At 73.4% G+C, this 23697-nt stretch carries 11 protein-coding genes; 9 read left to right on the top strand and 2 right to left on the bottom strand.

Annotation, left to right across the window (positions count from 1 at the left end; genetic code table 11):
* The 3 genes from AOK09_RS09250 to AOK09_RS40005 form a co-directional block, all read left to right on the top strand.
* Positions 1 to 1245: glutamine synthetase family protein (locus tag AOK09_RS09250; RefSeq protein ID WP_055586640.1), on the top strand; the 1245-nt coding region annotated here is incomplete at its 5' end.
* Between the two features lie 286 nt (positions 1246 to 1531).
* Positions 1532 to 2743 (top strand): MFS transporter, encoded by a 1212-nt coding sequence (locus tag AOK09_RS09245; protein ID WP_055586639.1) that lies wholly within the window; start codon positions 1532 to 1534, stop codon positions 2741 to 2743.
* A 259-nt stretch (positions 2744 to 3002) separates the two neighbouring features.
* Positions 3003 to 3296, top strand: coding sequence for a hypothetical protein (locus AOK09_RS40005; RefSeq protein WP_157875840.1), 294 nt, complete (start codon positions 3003 to 3005; stop codon positions 3294 to 3296).
* A gap of 95 nt (positions 3297 to 3391) precedes the next feature.
* Here the strand turns inward: AOK09_RS40005 and AOK09_RS09235 are convergent, their stop codons facing one another.
* Positions 3392 to 4114 (bottom strand): ABC transporter ATP-binding protein, encoded by a 723-nt coding sequence (locus AOK09_RS09235; RefSeq protein ID WP_055586637.1) that lies wholly within the window; start codon positions 4112 to 4114, stop codon positions 3392 to 3394.
* Between the two features lie 150 nt (positions 4115 to 4264).
* Between AOK09_RS09235 and AOK09_RS09230 the strand changes: the two genes are divergently transcribed.
* The 4 genes from AOK09_RS09230 to AOK09_RS09215 all read left to right on the top strand — a co-directional run bounded on the left by AOK09_RS09230 (position 4265) and on the right by AOK09_RS09215 (position 15268).
* Complete coding sequence (locus tag AOK09_RS09230; protein ID WP_055586636.1) at positions 4265 to 7699, top strand: FtsX-like permease family protein; 3435 nt, start codon at positions 4265 to 4267, stop codon at positions 7697 to 7699.
* Positions 7696 to 10668, top strand: coding sequence for an FtsX-like permease family protein (locus tag AOK09_RS09225; protein WP_055586635.1), 2973 nt, complete (start codon positions 7696 to 7698; stop codon positions 10666 to 10668). The genes AOK09_RS09230 and AOK09_RS09225 overlap by 4 nt, the downstream gene beginning before the upstream one ends.
* Before the next feature lie 164 nt (positions 10669 to 10832).
* The gene (locus AOK09_RS09220) at positions 10833 to 11762 is read left to right on the top strand and encodes an ATP-binding cassette domain-containing protein (RefSeq protein ID WP_322973157.1); all 930 of its coding nucleotides are present in this window, start codon (positions 10833 to 10835) and stop codon (positions 11760 to 11762) included.
* A 485-nt stretch (positions 11763 to 12247) separates the two neighbouring features.
* Positions 12248 to 15268 (top strand): bifunctional [glutamine synthetase] adenylyltransferase/[glutamine synthetase]-adenylyl-L-tyrosine phosphorylase, encoded by a 3021-nt coding sequence (locus AOK09_RS09215; protein WP_055586642.1) that lies wholly within the window; start codon positions 12248 to 12250, stop codon positions 15266 to 15268.
* A 173-nt stretch (positions 15269 to 15441) separates the two neighbouring features.
* Here AOK09_RS09215 and AOK09_RS09210 read toward each other — a convergent pair whose 3' ends face one another.
* The gene (locus AOK09_RS09210) at positions 15442 to 16398 is read right to left on the bottom strand and encodes a phosphatase PAP2 family protein (protein WP_079062879.1); all 957 of its coding nucleotides are present in this window, start codon (positions 16396 to 16398) and stop codon (positions 15442 to 15444) included.
* A 504-nt stretch (positions 16399 to 16902) separates the two neighbouring features.
* Here AOK09_RS09210 and pulA point away from each other — a divergent pair.
* Together pulA and AOK09_RS09200 are read left to right on the top strand one after the other, a co-directional pair.
* The gene (gene pulA, locus AOK09_RS09205) at positions 16903 to 22443 is read left to right on the top strand and encodes a pullulanase-type alpha-1,6-glucosidase (protein ID WP_055586634.1); all 5541 of its coding nucleotides are present in this window, start codon (positions 16903 to 16905) and stop codon (positions 22441 to 22443) included.
* 298 nt (positions 22444 to 22741) lie between these two features.
* Positions 22742 to 23697: ammonium transporter (locus AOK09_RS09200; RefSeq protein WP_055586633.1), on the top strand; the 956-nt coding region annotated here is incomplete at its 3' end.

The raw sequence follows: 23697 nt of genomic DNA, 5'->3' as shown, positions 1-23697 counted from the left end.
GAGCTGGAGCAGGCCTTCGAGGAGGGCATCGGCTTCGACGGCTCGGCGATCGAGGGCTTCGCCCGCGTCTACGAGTCCGACATGATCGCCAAGCCGGACCCCACCACCTTCCAGATACTGCCGTGGCGCTCCGAGGCCCCGGGTACCGCTCGCATGTTCTGCGACATCCTGATGCCGGACGGCTCCCCGTCGTACGCCGACCCGCGCTACGTCCTCAAGCGGACCCTGGAGAAGGCCTCCAACCTGGGTTTCACCTTCTACACCCACCCGGAGATCGAGTTCTTCCTGCTGAAGGACCAGCCGACGGACGGCACCCCGCCGACCCCCGCCGACCACTCCGGGTACTTCGACCACACCCCGCGCGGCATCGGCCACGACTTCCGCCGCCAGGCCATCACCATGCTGGAGTCCATGGGCATCTCGGTGGAGTTCTCCCACCACGAGGGTGCCCCGGGCCAGCAGGAGATCGACCTGCGGTACGCGGACGCGCTCTCCACCGCGGACAACATCATGACCTTCCGGCTGGTCATGAAGGAGGTCGCGCTGGAGCAGGGCGTCCACGCCACCTTCATGCCCAAGCCGTTCTCCAACGTCCCCGGCTCGGGCATGCACAGCCATGTGTCGCTCTTCGAGGGCGACCGCAACGCCTTCCACGAGTCGGGCGCCGAGTTCCAGCTCTCCAAGGTCGGCCGCTCCTTCATCGCCGGCCTGCTGCGGCACGCCGCCGAGACCTCCGCGGTCACCAACCAGTGGGTCAACTCCTACAAGCGCATCTGGGGCGGCTCCCAGCGCACCGCAGGGGCCGGCGGCGAGGCCCCCTCGTACATCTGCTGGGGCCACAACAACCGCTCCGCGCTGATCCGGGTCCCGATGTACAAGCCGGGCAAGCAGGGGTCGACCCGGGTCGAGGTCCGCTCCCTGGACACCGGCTGCAACCCCTACCTGGCCTATGCGGTGATCCTCGCCGCCGGCCTCAAGGGCATCCAGGAGGGCTACGAGCTCCCCGCCGGGGCCGACGACGACGTCTGGGCGCTCTCCGACGCCGAGCGCCGGGCCCTGGGCATCGAGCCGCTCCCGCAGAACCTCGGCGAGGCCATCGACCTGATGGAGCGCAGCGAGCTGGTGGCGGAGACCCTGGGCGAGCATGTCTTCGACTTCTTCCTGCGCAACAAGCGCCAGGAGTGGGAGGAGTACCGCTCCGAGGTCACCCCCTTTGAGCTGCGCAAGTCGCTGCCGGTGCTGTAGGCGCAGGTCAGGGAGCGCATCGCCGAAACCAGAAGCGGCCCGGGGCCGACCGTGTGACCGGTCGGCCCCGGGCCGCTGTGGTGCCGTGGGCCGTCGACGGGCCGTGCCGAGCACGGTCCGTCGGGCGCCTTGGGAGACCTGGCGATCGAGCCCGTGCAGCCGCCCCCGGGGTGCCGCCCCGGGTTGGGGAGGCAGCACGGAGGCGGCTGAGGTGTCGTACGGACAGCGGCCCCACGGCCTCGAAAAGACTTCGCGAGCAGACCGTCGGCCGCCCTAGGGTGCCGCCATGGCTTACCTGTCGTTGCTGCGGGCCCCTCACGTCGCTCGTCTCCTGCTCGGCAGCTGGGTCGGACGCCTTCCCTCCGCGATGGCCGCTCTCACCATCCCGCTGGCTCTGCGCAGGGCCGGGGCGAGTTACGGATTCGTGGGCACGGCCGCCGGCACCTTCGCCATCGCCGCCGCCGTCGGTGCGCCGCTGCTGGGACGGGCGGTCGACCGCTGGGGGCAGGCCCGCGTACTGGCTCCCACCGCCGTGCTCTCCGCGGCCGGGTTCGTCACCGTCGCCCTGGCTCCCGGCCACACGTTCCTGGTGCTGCTGGGGACGGCCCTCGCCGGGGCCATGACCCCGCCCCTGGAGTCCTGCCTGCGAGTCCTGTGGCCCGAGATCGCCCCCCGGGGCCGGTTGGAGACCGCCTACGCTCTGGACTCCGTCGCCCAGGAGCTTGTCTTCGTCGCCGGCCCTCTGGTGGTGACCGCCTGCGTCGCCGTCCAGTCACCCGTACTGGCGCTGCTCGTCCAGGCACTGCTGGGCATGCTGGGGGTCGTCGTGGTCGCCACCGCCGCCCCCTCGCGCCGCTGGAAGGCCGCCACCCGCTCCAGCCACTGGCTCGGCCCCCTGCGCAGCCCCCTCCTGGTCACTCTGCTCGCCGCCCTCGCCGGAACCGGCTTCGCCATCGGCACCCTCAACGTCCTGGTGGTCTCCTACGCCGAACACCGGCCTGTGCCGGGCGGAGCACCCGTGCTGCTCGCCCTCAACGCAGGCGGCGCGCTGATCGGCGTCCTGGTCTACGGCGCCCGCAGCTGGTCCGGTACGCCCGCCACCCGGGCGGTCCTGTTCGCCCTTGGCCTGGTCACCGGCTACGGCCTGCTGACCCTGCTGCCGCCGCCGCCCTACATGCACGCGCTGATGCTGCTCACCGGAGTGTTCCTCGCACCTCTTCTCACGGTCATGTTCCTGCTCGTCGGCAAGCTGGCCCCGCCGGGCACCACCTCCGAGGCGTTCGCCTGGCTGGTCACCCTCTTTGCCTCCGGGACGTCGCTCGGCTCCGCCGCGGTCGGTACGGTGCTGCAGCACACGGACCAGCACCGGGCAGCCGCTTGCGGAGTCCTGGGCACCCTTGTCACCCTCGCGATCCTGGCCCTCGGCAGGCGGCGCCTCTCCGCCGTGCACGCGGAGGCGAGCGAGGCTCCCGAGGCCGCGCTGCCGGCCGACGCATGAGCGGGCCCGTTGCGCGCGGGCCCGTTGCGCGGCCGACCAGCCGGCCGGTGATCGACGGCGGTGGGGTGGGTGCGCCGTGGACCGGGACGAAGCAGTGCTGAGACCTCCGCGTGGAGCGACGGGCTTCCGGGGCCGGAACGAGAAGCCGCTGCCGGACACGGACCCCGGTGCGTTCCGGCGTGCGTGCTTCCAGGCCGCGCGACGGGTCCCCGCCCGGCTCGGGGAACTGGTCCCCGCCGGCGTCTCCACCTTCCACTCGATGACGATCAGCGACGACTCGGGCTCGTACACCGTCCTGTGCCACGCCCACTTGCCCGTGGTGGCCTTCACCGGGACGCCCCCGATGCCCGGCCTGCCGGTCCGGGACTTCATGGATGTCCCGCTGAACACGGGCGGATTCGAGGCCGAAGGTCTGCGGGTGCTGTCAGCCGACGAGTTGGGCACACCGGTGGCCCGGCTGGACCTCGGCGACCTGGCAAGGGCGGAGCGTGTCCAGATCCGTCACTGGCGCCCGCAGGTCCTCGGCGACCTGCTGTTCAACTGGTGGGACTGAGGCCGGCCGGGCCGGCTGCGGGCCCCTCGGGAGCAGTCGACGACCGGGCGGTGGGCGGGCACTCCGTACGGACGGCTGCCGGGCGGCCCGGGCGGTCAGCCGGGCAGGATGCGTCCGTCGCCCAGTTCGACGACGCGGTCGGCGAGTTCCATCAGCTGCTGGTCGTGGGTGGCCACCAGCGCCGTCACCCCCTCGCTGCGGACGACGGCGCGCAGCAGCTCCATGACGGACCGTCCGGTGGCGGAGTCCAGCTGACCGGTGGGCTCGTCGGCGATGATCAGGGCGGGCTCGTTGGCCAGCGCCCGGGCGATGGCGACGCGTTGCTGCTGACCGCCGGAGAGTTCGCCCGGGCGCTGGGCGGTGTGCTCTTCCAGGCCGACCAGCGCCAGCAGTTCCCGTACCCGCTCCTCGCGACGGCGGGCCGGGACGCGGCGCAGCCGCAGCGGGACGCCCACGTTCTCGGCGGCGGTGAGGACCGGTATCAGGCCGAAGGTCTGGAAGACGAAGCCGATCCGGTCCCGGCGCAGCCTCAGCAGCTCGTCCTCGCCGAGCTTCGAGAGGTCCAGGCCGTCGAGCAGGATCCGGCCGGAGTCGGGCCGGTCCAGACCGCCGACCAGGTTGAGCAGAGTGGTCTTGCCGGAGCCCGACCGGCCCTTGAGGGCGGTCAGCTCGCCCCGGCCCGCCGTGAACGACACCCCGCGCAGGGCATGGACCGCGGTGCGGCCGCTTCCGAAGGATCTGTGGACATCCTCCACGGCGACCACAGGTGCGGCGGAACCGGCGGCCGGGGCCGTGTTCTCGGGTGCGGTGCTGCTCATCAGGTGTCCCCCCGTCGGTGGCCGTCGTCCGGGCCTGCGGTTGCTGAAGCCTAGCGGCCGGCGGTTGTCCACAGGGTGGTTGCGTCGTCGGCGAGGTGTGACAGGATCCACACCTCGCCATCGTGCACGAATGATCGAACGGGGGGTTCGGTGGGCTGGTTCCTGGTGCGTCGGCTGCGGGCGCATCGCCTGCTGGTGGCGGCCACGGCGCTGACCGTGCTGCTGACCACCTGTGTGCTGGCGGCGCTCACGGGCTTCGCCTCCTCGGTGGGCGACGCAGGGCTGCGCCGGGCCCTGCAGAGCACCGACGCGGCCGAGACCCCGCTGATGGTCTCCGGGACGCTCCCCTACGCCGGCCGGGCGGCCGCCGACCACGCCGTGCGGGACCAGGCCCGGCGTGCCTACCCGGGGCTGCCGGTGGCCGTCCGCTCGGTCGCCGCTTCCGGGTCGTACGGCCTTCCGGCGGCCCCGGGGACCCCGGCGGGCGCGGATCCCGACCTGACCACGTTCGCCGCCCTGGACCGCTCACGGCTGAAGCTGTTGCGCGGCGGCTGGCCCGGCCCGGTCACCCGGGGAGCAGCGATCCAGGTGGCGGTGCCGGCCGCGGCGGAGCGCCGCCTGGGGGCGCACGGCGCTCCCGTCGCCCTGGGAGCGGTGATCGCGCTCAGGGACCGCCTCACCAACCGGACGGTCCATGCCGTGGTGAGCGGGGTCTACCGGGCGCGGAACACCGGCGACCCGTACTGGCTGCTGGACCCGCTGGGCGGCAAGGGCACCCAGACCGTCACCTCCACCAGCTACGGACCCCTCCTGGTCCAGGACGGCGCCTTCCGTAGCGGTGCCCTGGCCCAGGACACGGTCAAGTGGCAGGCCGTCGCCGACTTCCGGACGCTGACCAACGGCCGGACGGGCGCCCTGACGGCGGCTGTGCAGCGGTCCGTCGCCGAGCTCGGCCGCCGCCCCGGCTTCAGTGCGCAGAGCCGGCTCCCGGATGTGCTCGCCAGGCTGCGGCGGTCGGTGCTGGTGTCCCGCTCGACCCTGCTGGTGGGGCTGCTGCAGCTGGCGGCACTCGCCGCCGCGACGCTGCTGCTCGCGGCCCGGCTCCTCGCCGAGCAGCGGGAGTCGGAGAACGCCCTGCTGCGTTCCCGCGGGGCCGCGCCGCGCCGGATCATGGCGCTGGCCGCCGGGGAGGCGGTCCTGCTGGCACTGCCCGCAGCCCTGCTGGCACCGCCGACGGCTCGGCCGCTGGTCGGCCTGCTCTCCGGGCACGGCACCATGGCCGCCGCCGGCATGCGGCTCACCGGTCCGTTGCCGGCCCAGGTCTGGTGGGTGTCGGCCGCCGCCGCGGCGGGATGCGCACTGATCGTCCTCGCGCCCGGGTTGCGCCGCACCGGGGGCGGGTCGGAGGCCGTACCCGGGCGGCGCAGCCGGCGGCCGCTGACCTCGGGCCTGCTCCGTGGCGGCACCGATCTGGCCCTGGTGGCGCTGGCCGCCGCCGCGTACTGGCAGCTGGTCCACTACGCCTCGGGCCCTGGCGGCAGCGGTGTGCTCACCACCGGGGCGTCGGGCGGCCCGGGGATCGACCCGGTGCTGGTCGCCGCGCCCACCCTCGCGCTCTGTGCGGGCACGGTGGTGACGCTGCGACTGCTGCCTCCGGTGGCCCGGCTCGCGGAGCGGCTCGCGGCGCGCAGCCGCGGTCTGCCCGCAGCGCTGGCCGGCTGGCGGATCGCCCGCAGTCCGTTCCAGGGCGGCGGGCCCGTCCTCCTGCTGGCCCTGGCGACGGCTGCGGGCACGCTGGCGGTGGGCCAGGGGGCGAGCTGGACCCGGTCCCAGTCGGACCAGGCGGCCTTCGGCACCGGCGGTGATCTCCGGGTGGTGGCGGCGAGCAGCCCTGCGTTCGGGCAGGGCGGGGAGTTCGAATCGGTGCCCGGAGTGGCGTCCGCCGTACCGGTGGCCCGGGAGCCGGTGGCGCTGGGGTCGGATCGCAGTCAGGAGCTGCTGGCCCTGGACACCCGCGCGGTGCGGCAGACCCTGCCGATGCGCTCCGATCTGACCGATCTGCCGGTACCGCGCCTGCTCGGCCGCCTCACCGGCTCGTCTGGTTCCTCCGACTCCTCCGGTTCGTCCGGCGCTGCGCCGGATGCGTCGGGCTCCGGCGGGGAGGCCGCGGTGGCGCCGCGCGGGATTCCGCTGCCCGGCCGGCCGCGATCCCTCTCGCTGGATGTGACGGCGGCCGCCCGTCCGAGCGGCTCCACGGGGCCCGCACCGGAGCTCTCCTGGGCGACGGCGGCTCTCGGTGTCACCCTCACCGACCGGCACGGTGTCGGCTATGCGCTGCCGCTGCAGACGGTGCCCGTCGACGGCAGGACCCGCACCTTCACCTTCGATCTGCACGCCCTCGCAGGCGGTACGGGGGGCGTGCCCGCCTATCCGCTGACCCTCGTGGGCCTCTCCCTGGAGCCCCCGTATGCGGTGCACTCCACCGCCGAGCAGACCCTGACCATCCGCGCGGTCCACGCGGACTCGGCCCTCGCGCCGGTCCCGGCGGGACTGCGGTGGGCGACCGCGTTCGAGGCCGGAGCCGGACAGACCGATCCGACGGCCGGATTCACCGTCGGCTCGGTGTCCTCCTCCGCAGGGCCGGGCGCGCTGCCGGAGATCCGTTATGACGCGGGGTCCTACCGTCCGGATGCACCACCCGGTCTCTCCGTGAGCAGTCCCGCCGCCGCCACGATCCGGCTGTCCGCCGCCGGGCTCTCCACCACGGCTCCGCTGCCCGCGGTCGCCACCCGGTCCTTCCTGGACGCCACCGCCACCAGGATGGGGTCCGCCCTCGACCTGCCACTGGCCCAGGGGACCGTCAGGATCCGGATCGCGGCCGAGGTCAAGGCCCTTCCGGGCACCGGCCCGCAGGCCGGACAGGCGCCCGACGCCGACGGGCCGTCCGGCGGAGCGCTGCTGGTCGACCTCGGCGAACTCGACCGCCGCCTCGTCGCGGCCGGAACGGACGCCGTGCACCCCTCCGAGTGGTGGCTGACCGCCGACCACGCCCCGGGCTCCGCCGCCAGGGCCGCCGCCGATCTGCGTGGGCTCCCCGACGTGGAGACCGTGCAGCTGCGAACCGAGGTCGCCGACGGACTCCGGCGCGACCCGCTGGGGCTGGGGCCACAGACGGCGCTGGCCGCGGTGGCGCTGGCGTCCGTGCTGCTCGCCGCAGTCGGGTTCACCGTCAGTGCGGCGGGGATGCTGCGCCGCCGGGCGGGGGAGGACGCCGTACTGCGTGCCATGGGCGTCCGGCGCCGCGATCTGGCCCGGGCCGCGGCCGCGGAGCTGGCACTGCCGGCCCTGCTGGGCATCGCGGTGGGCCTGCTGCTGGGTGTGGTGCTGACCCGGCTGGTCGTGCCGCTGCTGGTGCTCACCGCACAGGGCACCCGGCCACTGCCGCCCGTGCTGGTCGAGCTGCCCGCCGGGCGGCTCGCGCTGCTCGCCGCAGCTGTGGCCGCCGCGCCTCTGCTGATCGCCGCGGTGGCCGGGCGGCGCGGGGGAGACCCAGCACGCCGGTTGCGTGGGACGGAGGAGCTGTGAGCGACGTCCCCGACCGGGCGGACCCGGCAGGCATGGGTAACACGGCAAGCCCGCCGAGCCCGGCGAGCCCGGCGAGCCGGGTGGGCGCGGCCGATCCGGTAGCTCGCGGAGCCGACCCGTCAACCGGAGGCGGACCGGTTGCCCCGGCGCCGCGCCCCAGCCCGTTCGGGCCGGCGTCCTGGCTGTGGATCCGCCTGCGCAGCGCACCGGTCACCACAGCCGCGCTGGCCCTCCTGGTGCTGGCGCTGTCCCTGCTGGCCGCCGCCGTCCCCAGGGCGATGGACCGCTATGCCGACACCGGGCTCCGCCGTGAGCTGGCCGAGCGCGGCCCGATCGCCCGCAGCATCGACGCCACGGCCGCCCCCGCAGCCCAGGGCCTGGACCCATTCCAGTTCGCAGAGGCGGTCAGCCCGTCGCGGCTGGCCGCCGTGGAGCGGACGGTACGCGAAGCCGTCGGGCCGCCGCTGCGCATCGACCCGGCAGCGGTCTCCTACGGGGTGGCGACCACCTCCACCCGACTGGCCCTGACCGATCCCGGGCTTCCCGTCATCGACGGCCCGCCGCCCGTGGTCACGCTGGACTGGCAGCAGGACCAGGCCGCGCACACCCGCCTGACAGAGGGCCGCCGGCCGCGGACGGCTCTGGTCACCACCGGCCGCGACGGGGCGCAGACCGCCGTGTTCGAGACGATGGTGAGCCAGGCCACCGCCCGTCTGCTGAGGGTGCACCCGGGGTCCGTACTCCACGTCACGCCCGTCCAAGGGCTGCCACTGGAGCTGCGGATCACAGGGGTGTACGCGGCCCGGAGCACTGACGACCCCTACTGGAGCTTCCAGCAGACGCTGCTCCAGCCCCAGAGCGAGTCCTCCCCGCCGCCGGAGCTGGTCCGCTACTGGCATGTCGAGTTCCTGGTGGGCGACCTGGCCCCGGCGATGCTGCCCCGTACGGGAGCGGTCGACCTCTACTGGCACCATCCCCTGCCGCCGGGCGGGCTGCCCGCCCACCAGGTCGCAGAGGCCCGGCGGCGGCTGACCGATCTGGTCTCCGGGCAGACGGCCGCCCGGCTGGCCGAGTCCTCCGTGATACCCGGCGGCGTCACCGTCAGCGCCCCGGTGGAGTCGTCGTTGGCGGCGTTCGAACGGGAGCAGGCCGCGCTGGCACCGCTGCTCGCCGTCGCAGCCGCCGGTCTGGCGGGGGTGGCGGCAGCGGTGCTGCTGACAGCGGCTGCGCTGAGCGCGGACCGGCGGTCCGCGGAACTGTCCCTGCTGCGCGCCCGAGGGGCCGCCCTGCGCACGCTCCTCGGGCTGCTCGCCGTGGAGACGGCCGCGGTCGCCGTCCCGGCGGGCGCTGCCGGATGCGGACTGGCGCTGCTGCTGTTGCCCACCGGACGCTCCGCGATCCCTGTGGCAGCGGCTGCGGCGGTCATCGTGCTGGTGGTGCTCGCAGTGCCGGTGCGCGCCGTGCTGCGCCACCGGGGCGTCGCACCCGGCGGTGCACGCCGGGGTTCCTCCCGTGCTGCGGCCGCGCGTCGGCGCACGGTCGCGGATCTGCTGGTGCTGGCTGCGGCTGCGGCGGCTGTGGCCGCGCTGCGCCGGCGGGGCGTCCTCGGGGACTCCGGTGTGGACCCGCTGATCAGCTGCGCCCCGCCGTTGCTCGGGCTCGCCGGTGCGCGGCTGCTGATGCGGGTGCAGCCCTGGCTGCTCAAGCTGCCGGCCAGGGCGGCCGCCCGGAGCCGCGGCGCCGTCGCCTTCCTCGGCCTGACCAGGGGAGACCGAACCGCTTCCCCGGCGGCGCTGCTGGCGGTGCTGCTGGCACTCACGGTCGCCGTCTTCGGCGGCACGGTGCTGGGCGGAGTCGCGGAGGGGCGTGCCACTGCCGCGCTGGCGCAGGTGGGAGCGGACGCCAGGATCGAGTCCGACACCGAACTCCCTCCGGCCCTTGACCGGGAGATCCGGGCACTGCCCGGCGCGCCCACGGCTGTTCCGGTGCGGGTGCAGCGCGGCCTCACCCTCAGCGTGGCCGGTACCGAATCCCCGGAGTTCGTCCTGGTGGTGGTGGACCCGGTGACCTATGCACGGCTCTCCGCGGCCGACGGCGTCGGCAGGTTCGAACCCCGGTTGCTCGCCTCAGGGCCGTCCGGTGGAGCAGCCGGCAAGGCCGACCCGGCGCTGGTGCCGGCGCTCGCCTCACCCGCCGTCGCCGGCCTGCTCGCGGACGGCGGCGGGGGAGCGCCGCCGCAACTGGGCACGCTCTACGGGACGTTCGGCCTGCGCCTCGCCGGCACTCTCGCCGATACCCCGGCGGTCCAGCACGGGGAGGAGTTCCTCATCGTCCCGCTGCCGCCGCTGCGGACCCTGTGGACGCACAGCATCAGCGCCGCCTACCCCGGCCCCGATCTCATCCTGCTGACCGGAGCGGTGGACGCGGCGGCACTGCACCGGGCGGTCGACCGGGCCGTACGGCAGACCCCCGGCACGGCGCCCGTCGCCGTCTCCGTCCGCAGCGAGGTGAGAGCCGCTCTGGACCGCGCGCCGCTGCAGCAGGGCGCCACCGCGCTCTATCTGGCGGCGGTGGCTGCGGCCGCGCTGCTCAGTGTGATCGCGGTGCTGCTGTCACTGGCGCGGACGTCGCCCGAGCGGGCGGCAGTGCTCGCCGGACTGCGCACCCTCGGTATGTCAGCGCGTCACCGGCGCCGGCTGGTGCTGATGGAGACCGTGCCGCAGTTGCTGCCCGGGGCCGTGGCGGGCACCCTCCTCGGCCTCGCGGCGGGGCCGGTGCTGGGACCGGCCCTGGACCTGGCAGCGCTGGCCGGCACGGAGGCCCCCACGGGGCTGCGCATCCATGCCGCGGCGGTGCTCCTCCCGGCGGCGGGGCTGCTGGCCGTGGCGGTCGTGGTGCTGGCGGCGGAGACCGCGGTAACCGGGCGGCGCGGGGTCGCCGCACAGCTGAGAGCAGGTGGTGAGTCATGAGTGCATCCTCGCCGGAAGCCGATCCGCCGCGCGGTGGAGGCACATCCGAGCCCGGAGCGGTCCCAGCGCAGGGCGGAGGTGCGACTTCGCCTGGAGCGGTCCCGTCCCAGGGCGGGACTCCGCCGGACGCCTCCGGGCCGACCCTGGACGATCTGCGCCGCCGGGTGGCCGAGGAGCAGGACCATCCCCGGTACGGCAGCGGTGCGGCGATCGTCTGCGACCGGCTGGTCCGCATATTCACCGCGGACGGGGTGGAGGTCCAGGCCCTCCAGGGCCTTGACCTGCTGGTCGCCCCGGGGGAGCTGATGGCGCTGGTGGGCGCGTCCGGAAGCGGGAAGTCCACCCTGCTGCAGATCCTGGCCGGACTGGACGTCCCCACGGCGGGCACGGCCACGGTGGCCGGGCACGACCTGATGGCCATGAGATCCGCCGAGCGCCTGCGCTACCGGCGTGAGGCCGTGGGCTTCGTCTGGCAGCAGACCGCCCGCAATCTGCTGCCGTTCCTGACCGCCGCGCAGAATGTCGCCCTGCCCATGCAGCTGAGCGGTACCGCGGGCGGCGTCGCCACCAGGGGCGGGCGGGCCCGGCGGCGCGCCCGCGAGGAACGGACCGGGCAGCTGCTGGAGCTGCTGGGGATCGGCCACTGCCGCGACCGCAGACCGGCGGAGCTGTCCGGCGGCGAGCAGCAGCGGACGGCGATAGCGGTGGCCCTGGCGAACCAGCCGGCGGTGCTGCTGGCCGACGAGCCCACCGGGGAGCTGGACTCCGAGACGGCCGCCGATGTCTTCGGCGCCTTCCGGACGGTCAACGACGAGCTCGGCACCACGGTCGTGATCGTCACCCATGACCCCATGGTCGCGGGCGAGGTCCGGCGCACCGTCGCCATCCGGGACGGCCGGACCAGCTCCGAGGTGCTGCGCCGAATAGCGCTGGACGCGGACGGTCAGGAGTCGGTGGTCGAGCGGGAGTACGCCACCCTGGACCGTTCCGGGCGGGTGCAGCTGCCGCGGGAGTTCGTCGAGGCACTGGGCCTGGAGCACCGGGTCGGCCTGGAGCTGGAGCCGGACCACGTCCAGGTCTGGCCGGACAACTGACACCGCCGCGGTTCGGCGCCGCCCGGGGGAGGCTTCCGTCAGTGCCGGTGCGGCACCGGCGGCCGCCCTCCGGGCGCCCGGTCCCCATCCGTCCTGAGGACGGGGCGCCCCTGGGGCTGCACCGTATGGCACAGCAGAACGCAGCGGAACGCAAGGGAACGCGAGGGAACGCAGGGGCCACAAGGAAAGGCGACCCGACCCGTCCCGTGAACGGCCTGCCCGCCGCCGACGGCCGCCGTCCGCTCAAGCCGTCGCAACCACCCGGAGGCCGAGCCGCGCCTGCGGGTGGCCTCCTCGATGCGGTACCGCTGAGCTGCGCAGCAGGCCCAATCCGGCGGGCCGGTCGGGTGGCCCGGTCCAGTGCCGCCGGCCGGTGCCCCTGTCCGGGCGGTTCGCACCGGGCGGGAACCGCCGCAGAGGCCCTAGGCTCAGGACGGGCGGGTAACCGGTAACCGGGGCAGAACGGAGGGGCGATCGCTGTGGACATGCCGGCAGCACCGCGTGAGGGGCGCGTCAGCCGACCCGAGGTGCGGCTCGCCCGCAGAGGGTTCACCGACCCCGCGACCGCACTGCGCCTGCTGGGGGACGCAGCGCTGGGCGGTCTGTCGGGCGACACCGTGCTGCTGGACTCCCTGGCCGCGACCGCCGATCCGGACCTGGCCCTGCTGGGCCTGTCCCGGCTGGCCGAGGCCCTGGGCACGGAGGAGCGCCGCCGGCTGCTGGACACCCTCACCACCTCCAAGCCGCTGCGCGACCGGCTGCTGGGAGTGCTCGGCGCCTCCACCGCGCTCGGCGACCACCTGGCCCGCCACCCCGCCGACTGGCACGCCCTGGTCACCTTCGAGGTCCGGGACATGCATCCCGGCCCGGAGGACTTCCTGGCCGCGCTGCGCGACGCCCAGCGCCACCGGGGCACCGCCGACCCTGCCGACGCCCTGCGGATCGGCTACCGCCGCTGCCTGCTGGCCATCGCGGCCAGGGACATCACCGGCTCCGCCGACCTGGTGCAGACCGCCGCGGAACTGGCCGACCTGGCGGGTGCCACCCTGCGTACCGCGCTGGAGATCGCCGCGGACGAGGACCCGGAGGCGGCCCGCGCCTGCCGGCTGGCCGTGATCGGGATGGGCAAGTGCGGCGGCCGGGAGCTGAACTATGTCTCCGACGTCGATGTGATCTTCGTTGCGGAGCCCGCCGGTGAGGAGGACGAGCAGCAGGCGCTGAAGTCGGCCACCCGGCTGGCCTCCCGCATGATGCGGCTCTGCTCCGACACCACCGGTGAGGGCACCATCTGGCCGGTGGACGCCAACCTCCGCCCCGAGGGCCGCAACGGCCCGCTGGTCCGCACCCTGGCCAGCCATCTCGCCTACTACCAGCGCTGGGCCAAGACCTGGGAGTTCCAGGCGCTGCTGAAAGCCCGCCCGGTGGCCGGCGACGCCGAGCTCGGCCAGGAGTACCTGGCGGCCCTCACCCCCCTGGTCTGGAAGGCCTCCGAGCGGGAGAACTTCGTCCCCGACGTCCAGCAGATGCGCCGCCGGGTGGTGGACTCCATCCCCAGCGGTGAGGTCGACCGCGAACTCAAGCTCGGCCCCGGCGGCCTGCGCGACGTGGAGTTCTCCGTCCAGCTGCTGCAGCTGGTGCACGGCCGCACCGACACCACCCTGCGCAGCGGCAACACCCTCAAGGCGCTGGGGGAGCTCTCCGCGGGTGGCTATGTGGGCCGTACCGACGCCGCGGCCCTCGACGACGCCTACCGCTTTCTGCGGAACCTGGAGCACCGCATCCAGCTGTTCCGGATGCGCCGCACCCATCTGCTGCCGCGCGACCCCGCCGAGCTGCGGCGACTCGGGCGTTCGCTCGCCGGGATCTACGACTGGGACGGCCGCACGGACCCGGTGGCGGAGCTGGACCGGGCCTGGAAGCGGCACGCCATGGAGGTTCGCCGGCTCCATGAGAAGCTCTTCTACCGCCCGCTGCTGGACGCCGTCGCCCGTCTCGCGCCGGGCGAGACCGGCCTCAGCCCGCAGGCGGCCCGCGCCCGGCTGGAGGCCCTCGGCTATGCGGACCCCGCCGCCGCGCTGCGCCATCTGTCGGCCCTTGCCTCCGGGGTGAGCCGCAAGTCGGCCATCCAGCGGACCCTGCTCCCGGTGCTGCTCGGCTGGTTCGCGGACTCCGCAGACCCCGACGCCGGGTTGCTCAACTTCCGCCGGGTCTCCGACGCGCTCGGCGCCACCCCCTGGTATCTGCGGCTGCTCCGTGACGAGGGCGCCACGGCCGAGTACCTGGCCAGGGTCCTCTCCGCCGGCCGGCTCGCCCCCGACCTGCTGCTGCGCGCCCCCGAGGCGGTCGCCATGCTGGGCGACCCGGAGGGGCTGGTGCCTCGCGGCCGGGCCGCCCTCCAGCAGGAGGTGCTGGCCGCCGTCGGCCGCGCCGCCACCGCTGCGGACGGGGTCGCCGCCGCGCGCTCGGTGCGCCGCCGGGAACTCTTCCGTACCGCAGCCGCCGATCTGCTGGGCCGTCTCTCCGACGACCCCGGCACGGCGGTGGACGTGGCCGGTGACGCCCTGAGCGACCTCAACGCAGCCACCCTGTCCGGCGCCCTGCAGGCCGCGGTCGACGGCTGGCAGGCCGCGGCGGGCGAGCCGCTGCCCACCCGGATCGCGGTCATCGCCATGGGACGCTTCGGCGGCCATGAGCTGGGCTACGGCTCCGACGCCGACGTGCTCTTCGTCCACGACCCGCTGCCGGGCGCCGACGACGCGGCGGCCGCGGACGCCGCCCGCGCCGTCTGCAACGAGCTGCGCACCCTGCTGGCCGCACCCTCCACCGAACCGCCGCTGCTGGTCGACGCGGACCTGCGGCCGGAGGGACGGCAGGGGCCGCTGGTGCGCACCCTGGCCTCGTACGCGGCCTACTACCGGCGGTGGTCGCACGCCTGGGAGAGCCAGGCGCTGCTGCGCGCCGAGGCGGTGGCCGGCGACACGGCGCTGGGGGAGCGGTTCCGGGAGCTGATCGACCCGCTGCGCTATCCCGCCTCCGGGGTGGACGAGGCAGATCTGCGGGAGATCCGCAGGATCAAGGCCAGGGTGGAGGCGGAGCGGCTGCCGCGCGGGGCCGACCCCACCACCCACACCAAGATCGGCCGCGGCGGGCTGGCCGATGTGGAGTGGACGGTGCAGCTGCTGCAGCTGCAGTACGCCCACAGCGTCCCCGGACTGCGTACCACCCGGACCCGGGCGGCACTGTCCGCTGCTGTGGAGGCGGGGCTGGTCGACGGAGAGGACGCGGCGGTGCTGGACGCCGCCTGGGTGCTGGCCACCCGGGTGCGCAACGCGGTGATGCTGGTCCGCGGCCGGCCGGGCGACTCCTTCCCCGGTGACGCCCGGGAGCTGGGCGGGGTGGCCCGCTATCTGGGCTTCGGCGAGGGTCACGCCGGGGAGATGGTCGACCACTACCGCCGTACGACCCGTCGTGCCCGGGCCGCGGTGGAGCGGATCTTCTACGGCTGAGCCGGCTCTCGGTGGGGCCGCGCAGGTCGGGGGAGCGCTGGTTGGGGGAGCGCGGGCGGCCGCTCGGGGAAGTGTGGGCGGCGGCGCCCGTGGGCGGCCTCGACCGCCGGTGGCCGGGGGACGGATCGCGCCGCGCCGGTGCGGTGAGCCAGGTGGCCCGGTCGCCTGGGGGTTCAGCGGCTGCCGGCGGGAACCTTGGACTCTCCGCCGGCCGGCCTGGGCAGCAGCGGCCGGAGCGAGGCGGGCCGGTGCGGGTGCGGCAGCTGGGGCAGATGGAAGGCCCAGCGGTGGTAGAGCAGACGGGAACTGGCGAAGCCCACGGCGAGGCAGGCGATGCCCCCTATCGCGTCCATGAAGAAGTGGTTGGCCGTGGAGACGATCACGGTCAGCGTCGCCAGGGGGTAGAGCAGCCCCAGGACCCGCAGCCACCGGTGCCTGGTGAGGAAGGCGATGGTCACCCCGCACCACAGCGACCAGCCGATGTGCATGGAGGGCATGGCCGCGTACTGGTTGGAGACATGGGCCATGTCGCCTGAGGCCATGGAGCCCCAGGTGTGGTGCACCTTGACGGTGTCCACGAAGTTCGCCCCGGCCAGCAGCCGGGGCGGGGCCAGCGGGTAGAAGTAGTACCCGAGGAGCGCGATCCCGGTGGTCACGAAGAGTGCGGTGCGCACGGCGGAGTACCGGCCGGGATGCCTGCGGAAGACCCACACCAGCACCGCGATGGTGATGATGAAGTGCAGCGTGGCGTAGTAGTAGTTCATGCCGGTGATCAGCCAGGTCGCCGAGTTCACCGTGTGGTTGATGCTCTTCTCCACCGCGATGCCGAGGTGGTGCTCCAGGCTCCACACCTGCCGTGCGTTCTGCTGGGCGGAGGCCTCCTGCTCGGGAACCGCGTTGCGGATCCGGGAGTACACCCAGTAGCTGACCCCGATCAGCAGCAGTTCGAACCAGAGCCGGGGCCTGCGGGGGAAGTGCCGCAGTTCGCTCAGCCGCGCCCGGAGGGCGTGCCTGGTGGCGGTGGTCTCGCGGATTCCGTCACTGCCGTTCTGACCAGCGACGGAACCGGCGGGACGCACCGCTTCGGCGCCCGTTGCGCCGGCTGCGTGGATCTCGGTCGGTTCCCCCATGGGGGAGTAGTCTGCCAGACGCTCCGGTGCCCCCCGATCATCCCCTGGTGGGGGATTCTTCACCCGGTGTCCCTCTCGGGGCTGAGGGAGGGCCGCTGTCGCGGGTAGGGGGTCCGGGGTTGAGGCCATGTGCTCCATTGTCACCCGGGTGCACCACTGGCCACACTCGTCATCGCACATCCCATCGGGTGGCGAACGAAGTGGCGCCCGCCGGAAGCCAGGAACTCCGACGGGCCGCCGTTCTCCGTGTGCGGCCCCCGACCCTCACCGGGGAGCCCGCAGTGCGCTTCCTCCGGCTGCCGCCGGGCCGCCCGGCCAAAGCGGGGTCAGGGCGTCCGGGCGATCGGCGGCGGTGCGAGCGGAGTGCGCAGCACGACCTTGCCCTCCGTGCAACGGCGGAGTCAAGACTTCGGTTGCAACACTTTCAGCATCTTGCTGAAACGGATTACAAGCCACTACGGTCCTGCCACCATCCCGCTGTAGAGCCGTACAGGGAGTGCACCCGTGGCCGCATCGCCCGCGCAGCCCAGACCCACCGCCCCGAGAAGGCCCGGCCGCGCGGCCGTGCTGCTCGCGGCCTCGCTCATCGCCTCGACCCTGGGAGCCGTGCCTGCCGCGTACGCCGCCGCCCCGGCCGCCGCCGCACCGCCGGCCCCGCCGTCGGACGCCGCGCTGGCGAAGACCGCCGCGCGGCACGACCTCACCCGGGAGCAGTTCTACTTCGTCCTGCCCGACCGCTTCGCCAACGGCTCCAAGGCCAATGACCAGGGCGGCATCACCGGAGGGCGGCTGGACAACGGCTTCGACCCCTCCGACAAGGGCTTCTACCACGGTGGCGACCTGGGCGGCCTGATCGACAAGCTGGACTACATCCAGGGGCTGGGCACCACCGCGATCTGGATGGCGCCGATCTTCAAGAACCGGCCCGTCCAGGGCACCGGTGACAGCGCCTCGGCCGGCTACCACGGCTACTGGATCACCGACTTCACCCAGGTCGATCCGCACTTCGGTACCAACGACCAGCTCAAGGAGCTGATCCGCAAGGCGCACGCCCGGGGCATCAAGGTCTTCTTCGACGTCATCACCAACCACACCGCCGACGTCATCGACTACAGCGAGAAGACCTACACCTACCGCTCCAGCGGTGCCTACCCCACGCTGGACGCCGCCGGCGCCCCCGTGCACGAGACCGCGCTCGCCGACGCCAACGCGGCCCAGGGCACCTCCGACTGGCCGCAGGTCACCAAGGACTCCTTCGCCTACACGCCGACCTATGACTCCGCCGCCGACGCCAGGGCGAAGACGCCGTCCTGGCTCAACGACGTCACCATGTACCACAACCGGGGCGACTCCACCTTCGCCGGCGAGTCCGGCACCGAGGGCGACTTCTCCGGCCTGGACGACCTGGACACCCAGAACCCCAGAGTGGTCAAGGGCATGGAGGAGATCTACGAGCACTGGGTGAAGGAGGCCGGCGTCGACGGCTTCCGCATCGACACGGTGAAGAACGTCAACATGGCGTTCTGGACCCAGTGGGCGACCGCGCTGAAGCAGTACGCCACCCGGCAGGGCAACAAGAAGTTCTTCATGTTCGGCGAGGTCTACGACTCGGACCCGGCCAACACCTCGCCGTACGTCACCAAGGGCAAGCTCCAGGCCACCCTGGACTTCCCCTTCCAGAGCGCCGCCCGCAGCTATGTCTCCCAGGGCGGCTCGGCCCAGGGCCTCGCCCAGCTGTACGGGCAGGACTACCGGTACACCACCGCCGACACCGACGCCCACGAACTGCCGACCTTCCTCGGCAACCACGACATGGGCCGCTTCGGCAGCTTCCTGCAGAGCGACAACAAGGACGCCTCCGCCGCCGACCTGCTGAAGAAGGAACAGCTCGCCAATGAGCTGCAGTTCCTCACCCGCGGCCAGCCGGTGGTCTACTACGGCGACGAGCAGGGCTTCACCGGCGACGGCGGCGACAAGGACGCCCGCCAGGACATGTTCGCCTCCAAGGTGTCCTCCTACAACGACGACACCGTGCTCGGCGGCAGCAGCGGCTCCCAGGACCGCTACGGCACCGGCGGCCCGCTCTACCGCTCCATCGCCGACCTGGCCGCGCTCCGCAAGGCCAACCCGGCGCTGGAGGACGGCGCCCAGATCCAGCGCTACGCCGCCGACGGCCCGGGTGTCTACGCCTTCTCCCGGATCGACGCCGCGCAGCAGGTCGAGTACGTGGTCGCGGTCAACAATGCCGACACCGCCAAGACCGTCACCCTGGACACCTTCTCCGCCGGGATGCGCTTCGGCGAGCTCTACCCCTCCGCGTCCGGTGCCACCGTCACCAGCGGCGCCGACAAGAAGATCACCGTCACCGTGCCGGCGGGCGCCGCCGTGGTCTACCGGGCCGAGGGCAAGGTCGCCGCCCCGGCCGCCGCCCCCGACATCACCGTGCAGCTCCCCGCCGAAGGCTCCACCGGGACCGTCACCGTGGGCGCCGACGTCTCCGGCGGCGGCTTCGACAGGGTCACCTTCGCCGCCCAGATCGGCAACGGCGCCTGGCAGACCCTGGGCACCGCGGACAGCGGTTCCCGCGGCGCAGCCGCCGATGTCACCTACAAGGTCACCCAGAACCTCTCGGCGGTCGCCCCCGGCACCACCGTCCGCTACAAGGCGGTGGTCCAGGACTCCGCGGGCCGGCTGCGCTCCGCCACCGGCAGCTTCACCACCGGAGCCCCCGCGCCGGAGACGGGCACCGGGACCGGTGCCGCGGCCTCCTACACCTACGCGATCGTGCACTACAAGCGTGAGGACGGCGACTACGACGGCTGGAACCTCTACACCTGGGGCGACATCGCCGACGGCGAGTCCACCACCTGGCCGGACGGCCACGCCTTCACCGGCCGCGACGCCTACGGCGCCTTCGCCTACGTCAGGCTGAAGCCCGGCGCCTCCACCGTCGGCTTCGTGGTGGAGAAGAACGGCACCAAGGACTGGGACGGCGACCGCACCATCGACCTGTCCAAGGGCCCCGAGGTGTGGGTCACCCAGGGCAGCGGCGACGTCGCCACCACCGACCCGGCCCCGGCCCCCCAGGACAGGACCAAGGCCGTCATCCACTACCACCGGGCCGACGGGAACTACGACGGCTGGGGCCTGCACGTCTGGACCGGGGCCGCCACCGGCACCGACTGGGGCAGCCCGCTGCAGCCGGTCCGCAAGGACGCCTTCGGGGACGTCTTCGAGGTCCCGCTGGCCGACGGCGCCACCTCGCTCAGCTACATCGTCCACAACGGCGACACCAAGGACCTGCCCAGAGACCAGTCGCTGGACCTGAACGGCACCGGCCACGAGGTCTGGATCAACGGCGGCCAGGACGGCTACATCCTTCCGCAGACCGGCGGCAAGGGCGCCGACCTGGACATCACCGCGGCCAAGGCGCAGTGGATCGACGCCTCGACGCTGGCCTGGAAGACCGACGTCCCGGCGAGCGGCAGCACCGAGCTGGTCTACGACCCCGCGGGCGGCCTCAGCGTCGCCGACGGCAAGCTCAGCAAGGACGGCTACTGGATCCGGCTCAACCCCAGGGCCGGCGGCCTCACCGACGCCCAGCTCGCCAAGCACCCCGAGCTGAAGGGCTACAGCGCCTTCACCGTCGACCCCCGCGACGCCTCCCGGATCACCCTCGCCCTGCGCAGCCAGCTGGTCGCCACCCAGCGCTCCGCCTCCGGCGCGCTCACCGCCGCCACCGGGGTGCAGATACCCGGCGCCCTGGACGACCTCTATGCGACGGCCGCGGCCAAGGCGCAGCTCGGCCCGGTGGTCGGCCACGGCAGGGTGACGCTCTCGCTCTGGGCGCCCACCGCGCAGTCGGTGAGCGTCAAGCTGTACGACCGGGCCACCGGCGGCACCCCGCAGACGGTGCCGCTCAAGCGCGACGACGCCACCGGCGTCTGGTCGGTGACCGGACCCGCCTCCTGGAAGGGCAGGTACTACCTCTACCAGGTGAAGGTCTGGGCGCCCTCGGTGCAGCAGATCGTCACCAACGAGGTCACCGACCCCTACTCGGTGGCCCTGTCCACCGACTCCGAGCGCAGCCTGGTCGCCGACCTCGCCGACCAGGCCCTGAAGCCGGCCGGCTGGGACACCGACAAGGCCCCCAAGGCCGTCAAGCCCACCCAGCAGCAGATCCAGGAGCTGCACGTCCGCGACTTCTCGGTGGCCGACTCCACTGTCCCCGCCGACGAGCGCGGCACCTACCTGGCCTTCACCCGGTCGCAGTCGGCCGGGATGCAGCACCTGAAGGCGCTGGCCAAGGCCGGTGTCACCACCGTCCACCTGCTGCCGACCTTCGACATCGCCACCATCCGGGAGAACCGGGCCGAGCAGAAGCTCCCCGCCTGCGACCTGCAGGCCCTGGCCGCCGACAGCGACCAGCAGCAGGAGTGCGTGGCGGCGGTCCAGGCCGACGACGCCTACAACTGGGGCTACGACCCGTACCACTACACGGTCCCGGAGGGGTCGTACGCGACCGAGACCAACGGCACGGCCCGCACGGTGCAGTTCCGGCAGATGGTGCAGGCGCTGCACAAGGCCGGGCTGCGGGTGGTGCTGGACGTGGTCTACAACCACACCGCCGCCTCCGGCCAGGCCGACCATTCGGTGCTGGACAAGGTCGTCCCGGGCTACTACCAGCGGCTCTCCGCCAGCGGCGCGGTGACCACCGACAGCTGCTGCGCCGACACCGCGCCCGAGCACGCCATGATGAACAAGCTGGTGGTGGACTCGGTCGTCACCTGGGCCAAGCAGTACAAGGTGGACGGCTTCCGCTTCGACCTGATGGGCATCGACCCCAAGCAGACCATGCTGGACGTCAAGTCCGCGCTGGCGGAGCTGACCCCCGCCAGAGACGGCGTCGACGGGAAGAACGAGTTCCTCTACGGCGAGGGCTGGAACTTCGGCGTGGTCGCCAATGACGCCCGCTTCGTCCAGGCCACCCAGGCCAACATGGCCGGTACCGGGATCGCGACCTTCAACGACCGCATCCGCGACGCCGCTCGCGGCGGTAACTTCCAGCTGTCCTCCGCGCCGCAGCAGGGCTTCGCCTCGGGTCTGTACACCGACCCCAACGGCAGCGCCGACAACGGCACCCCCGCCGAGCAGAAGGCCCGGCTGCTGCACGAGATGGACCAGGTGAAGATCGGCCTCACCGGCAACCTGGCCGACTACGCCTTCACCGACACCACGGGCACCAGGACCACCGGCGCCGGCGTCGACTACAACGGCTCGCCCACCGGCTACGCCGCCCAGCCCGGCGAGGCGGTGGAGTACGTGGACGCCCACGACAACACCGACCTCTACGATGCGCTCGTCTACAAGCTGCCCGTCGGCACCTCGCCGGCGGACCGTGCCCGGATGCAGGCCCTGGCGCTGGCCACCACCGCGCTGGCCCAGGGGCCGGGCTTCGCCCAGGCCGGCAGCGACCTGCTGCGCTCCAAGTCGCTGGACTCCAACTCCTTCGACTCCGGTGACTGGTTCAACGCCATCCACTGGGACTGCCGGGACGGCAACGGCTTCGGCCGCGGTCTGCCGATGGCGGCCGACAACCAGTCGATGTGGCCGACCGCCAAGTCGCTGCTGGCGAACCCGGCGCTGCAGCCGGGCTGCGACGCCATCGAGGGGGCCGGCGGGCAGTACCAGCAGTTCCTGCAGATCAAGCAGTCCTCGCCGCTGTTCTCCCTGGACACCACGGCGCAGGTGCAGCAGCGGCTGTCCTTCCCGCTCTCCGGCACCGCCGGGGAGACCCCGGGTGTGATCACCATGCACCTGGACGGCACCGGGCTGGCCGGGGCCGAGAAGGGGATCACGGTGGTCTTCAACGCCACCCCGCAGACCCAGCGGCAGACGGTGGCGGCGCTGGCGGGCAGCCGGCAGAGCCTGCACCCGGTGCAGGCGGGCGGCGGTGACCCGGTGGTCAAGCAGTCGTCCTTCGACGCCGCCGCCGGCACCTTCACCGTCCCGGCGCGCACCGTGGCGGTGTTCGTCCAGCAGTAGGGACATTCGTCCAGCAGTAGGGACAGCAGCGGGGTCCAGGCCCGGCACCCTCCCAGGGGTGCGGGGGACCGAGCACACGGCCGTACGCCTCACCGGAGGCGGGCCGTGCGGTTCCCCGCACCCCGCCGGGCGTGGCACGGCCGGGCGCGGTGAGTGAACCGAAACGCCCCGGCAACATGAAACATGCGGGAAACACAGCTGTGCGCGACCGGTAACCCCCACCGGCGACGCTTCCCCGGACGACCGGCATCGGGCCCACCCTTCCGAGCCGCGCCGAACGGGAAGGTGACCTATCGACATGCCGACCGGAATAGACACCGGTGACACCGCCTGGCTGCTGGCCAGCACCGCACTCGTCCTGCTGATGACCCCCGGCCTCGCCCTCTTCTACGGCGGCATGGTACGTACCAAGAGCGTGCTCAACATGATCATGATGAGCTTCGCCTCCATCGCCGTGGTCACCGTGGTGTGGCTGCTGGCCGGCTACACCCTCGCCTTCGGACCGGACATGGGCGGCTGGGGCCTGCTGGGCGGCCTCCAGCACCTCGGTATGCGCGGCATCACCCCCACCAGCGTCACCGGCCATGTGCCGACCCTGCTCTTCGCCGCCTTCCAGCTCACCTTCGCCGTGATCACCGTCGCCCTGATCAGCGGCGCCATCGCCGACCGGGCCCGGTTCGGGGCGTGGGTGGCCTTCACCGCGGTCTGGACGCTGCTGGTGTACGTGCCCGTGGCGCACTGGGTCTTCTCGCCCGGCGGCTGGATCCTGCACCGGCTGGGGGCCCTGGACTTCGCCGGCGGCACCGTGGTGGAGGTCAACTGCGGCGCCTCGGGCCTGGCGCTGGCCCTGCTGCTGGGGCCCCGGCTCGGCTTCCGCAAGGAGGCCATGCGGCCGCACAACCTGCCCCTGGTGCTGCTGGGCGCGGGTCTGCTGTGGTTCGGCTGGTTCGGCTTCAACGGCGGCTCCGCGCTGGGCGCCAACGGACTGGCCGCCGCCGCCCTGATGAACACCCAGGCGGCCGGCTGCACCGGCCTGCTGGGCTGGCTGATGGTGGAGAAGCGCCGCGACGGCCATGCCACCACCCTGGGCGCCGCCTCGGGCGCGGTGGCGGGCCTGGTCGCCATCACGCCCTCCTGCGGCTCGGTGGACATCCTGGGGGCGCTGCTGATCGGGCTGGCCGCGGGCGTGGTCTGCTCGTACGCGGTGAGCTGGAAGTACCGGCTGGGCTACGACGACTCCCTGGACGTGGTCGG

The sequence above is a fragment of the Peterkaempfera griseoplana genome (assembly GCF_001418575.1).
GTDB lineage: Bacteria > Actinomycetota > Actinomycetes > Streptomycetales > Streptomycetaceae > Peterkaempfera > Peterkaempfera griseoplana.
This window is presented reverse-complemented; position numbering and strand designations above follow the sequence as displayed.

Coding starts and splice junctions, on each gene's coding strand:
- AOK09_RS09245 (WP_055586639.1), top strand. CDS start 1,532: ATGGCTTACCTGTCGTTGCTGCGGGCCCCTCACGTCGCTCGTCTCCTG.
- AOK09_RS40005 (WP_157875840.1), top strand. CDS start 3,003: ATGACGATCAGCGACGACTCGGGCTCGTACACCGTCCTGTGCCACGCC.
- AOK09_RS09235 (WP_055586637.1), bottom strand. CDS start 4,114: ATGAGCAGCACCGCACCCGAGAACACGGCCCCGGCCGCCGGTTCCGCC.
- AOK09_RS09215 (WP_055586642.1), top strand. CDS start 12,248: ATGCCGGCAGCACCGCGTGAGGGGCGCGTCAGCCGACCCGAGGTGCGG.
- AOK09_RS09210 (WP_079062879.1), bottom strand. CDS start 16,398: ATGGGGGAACCGACCGAGATCCACGCAGCCGGCGCAACGGGCGCCGAA.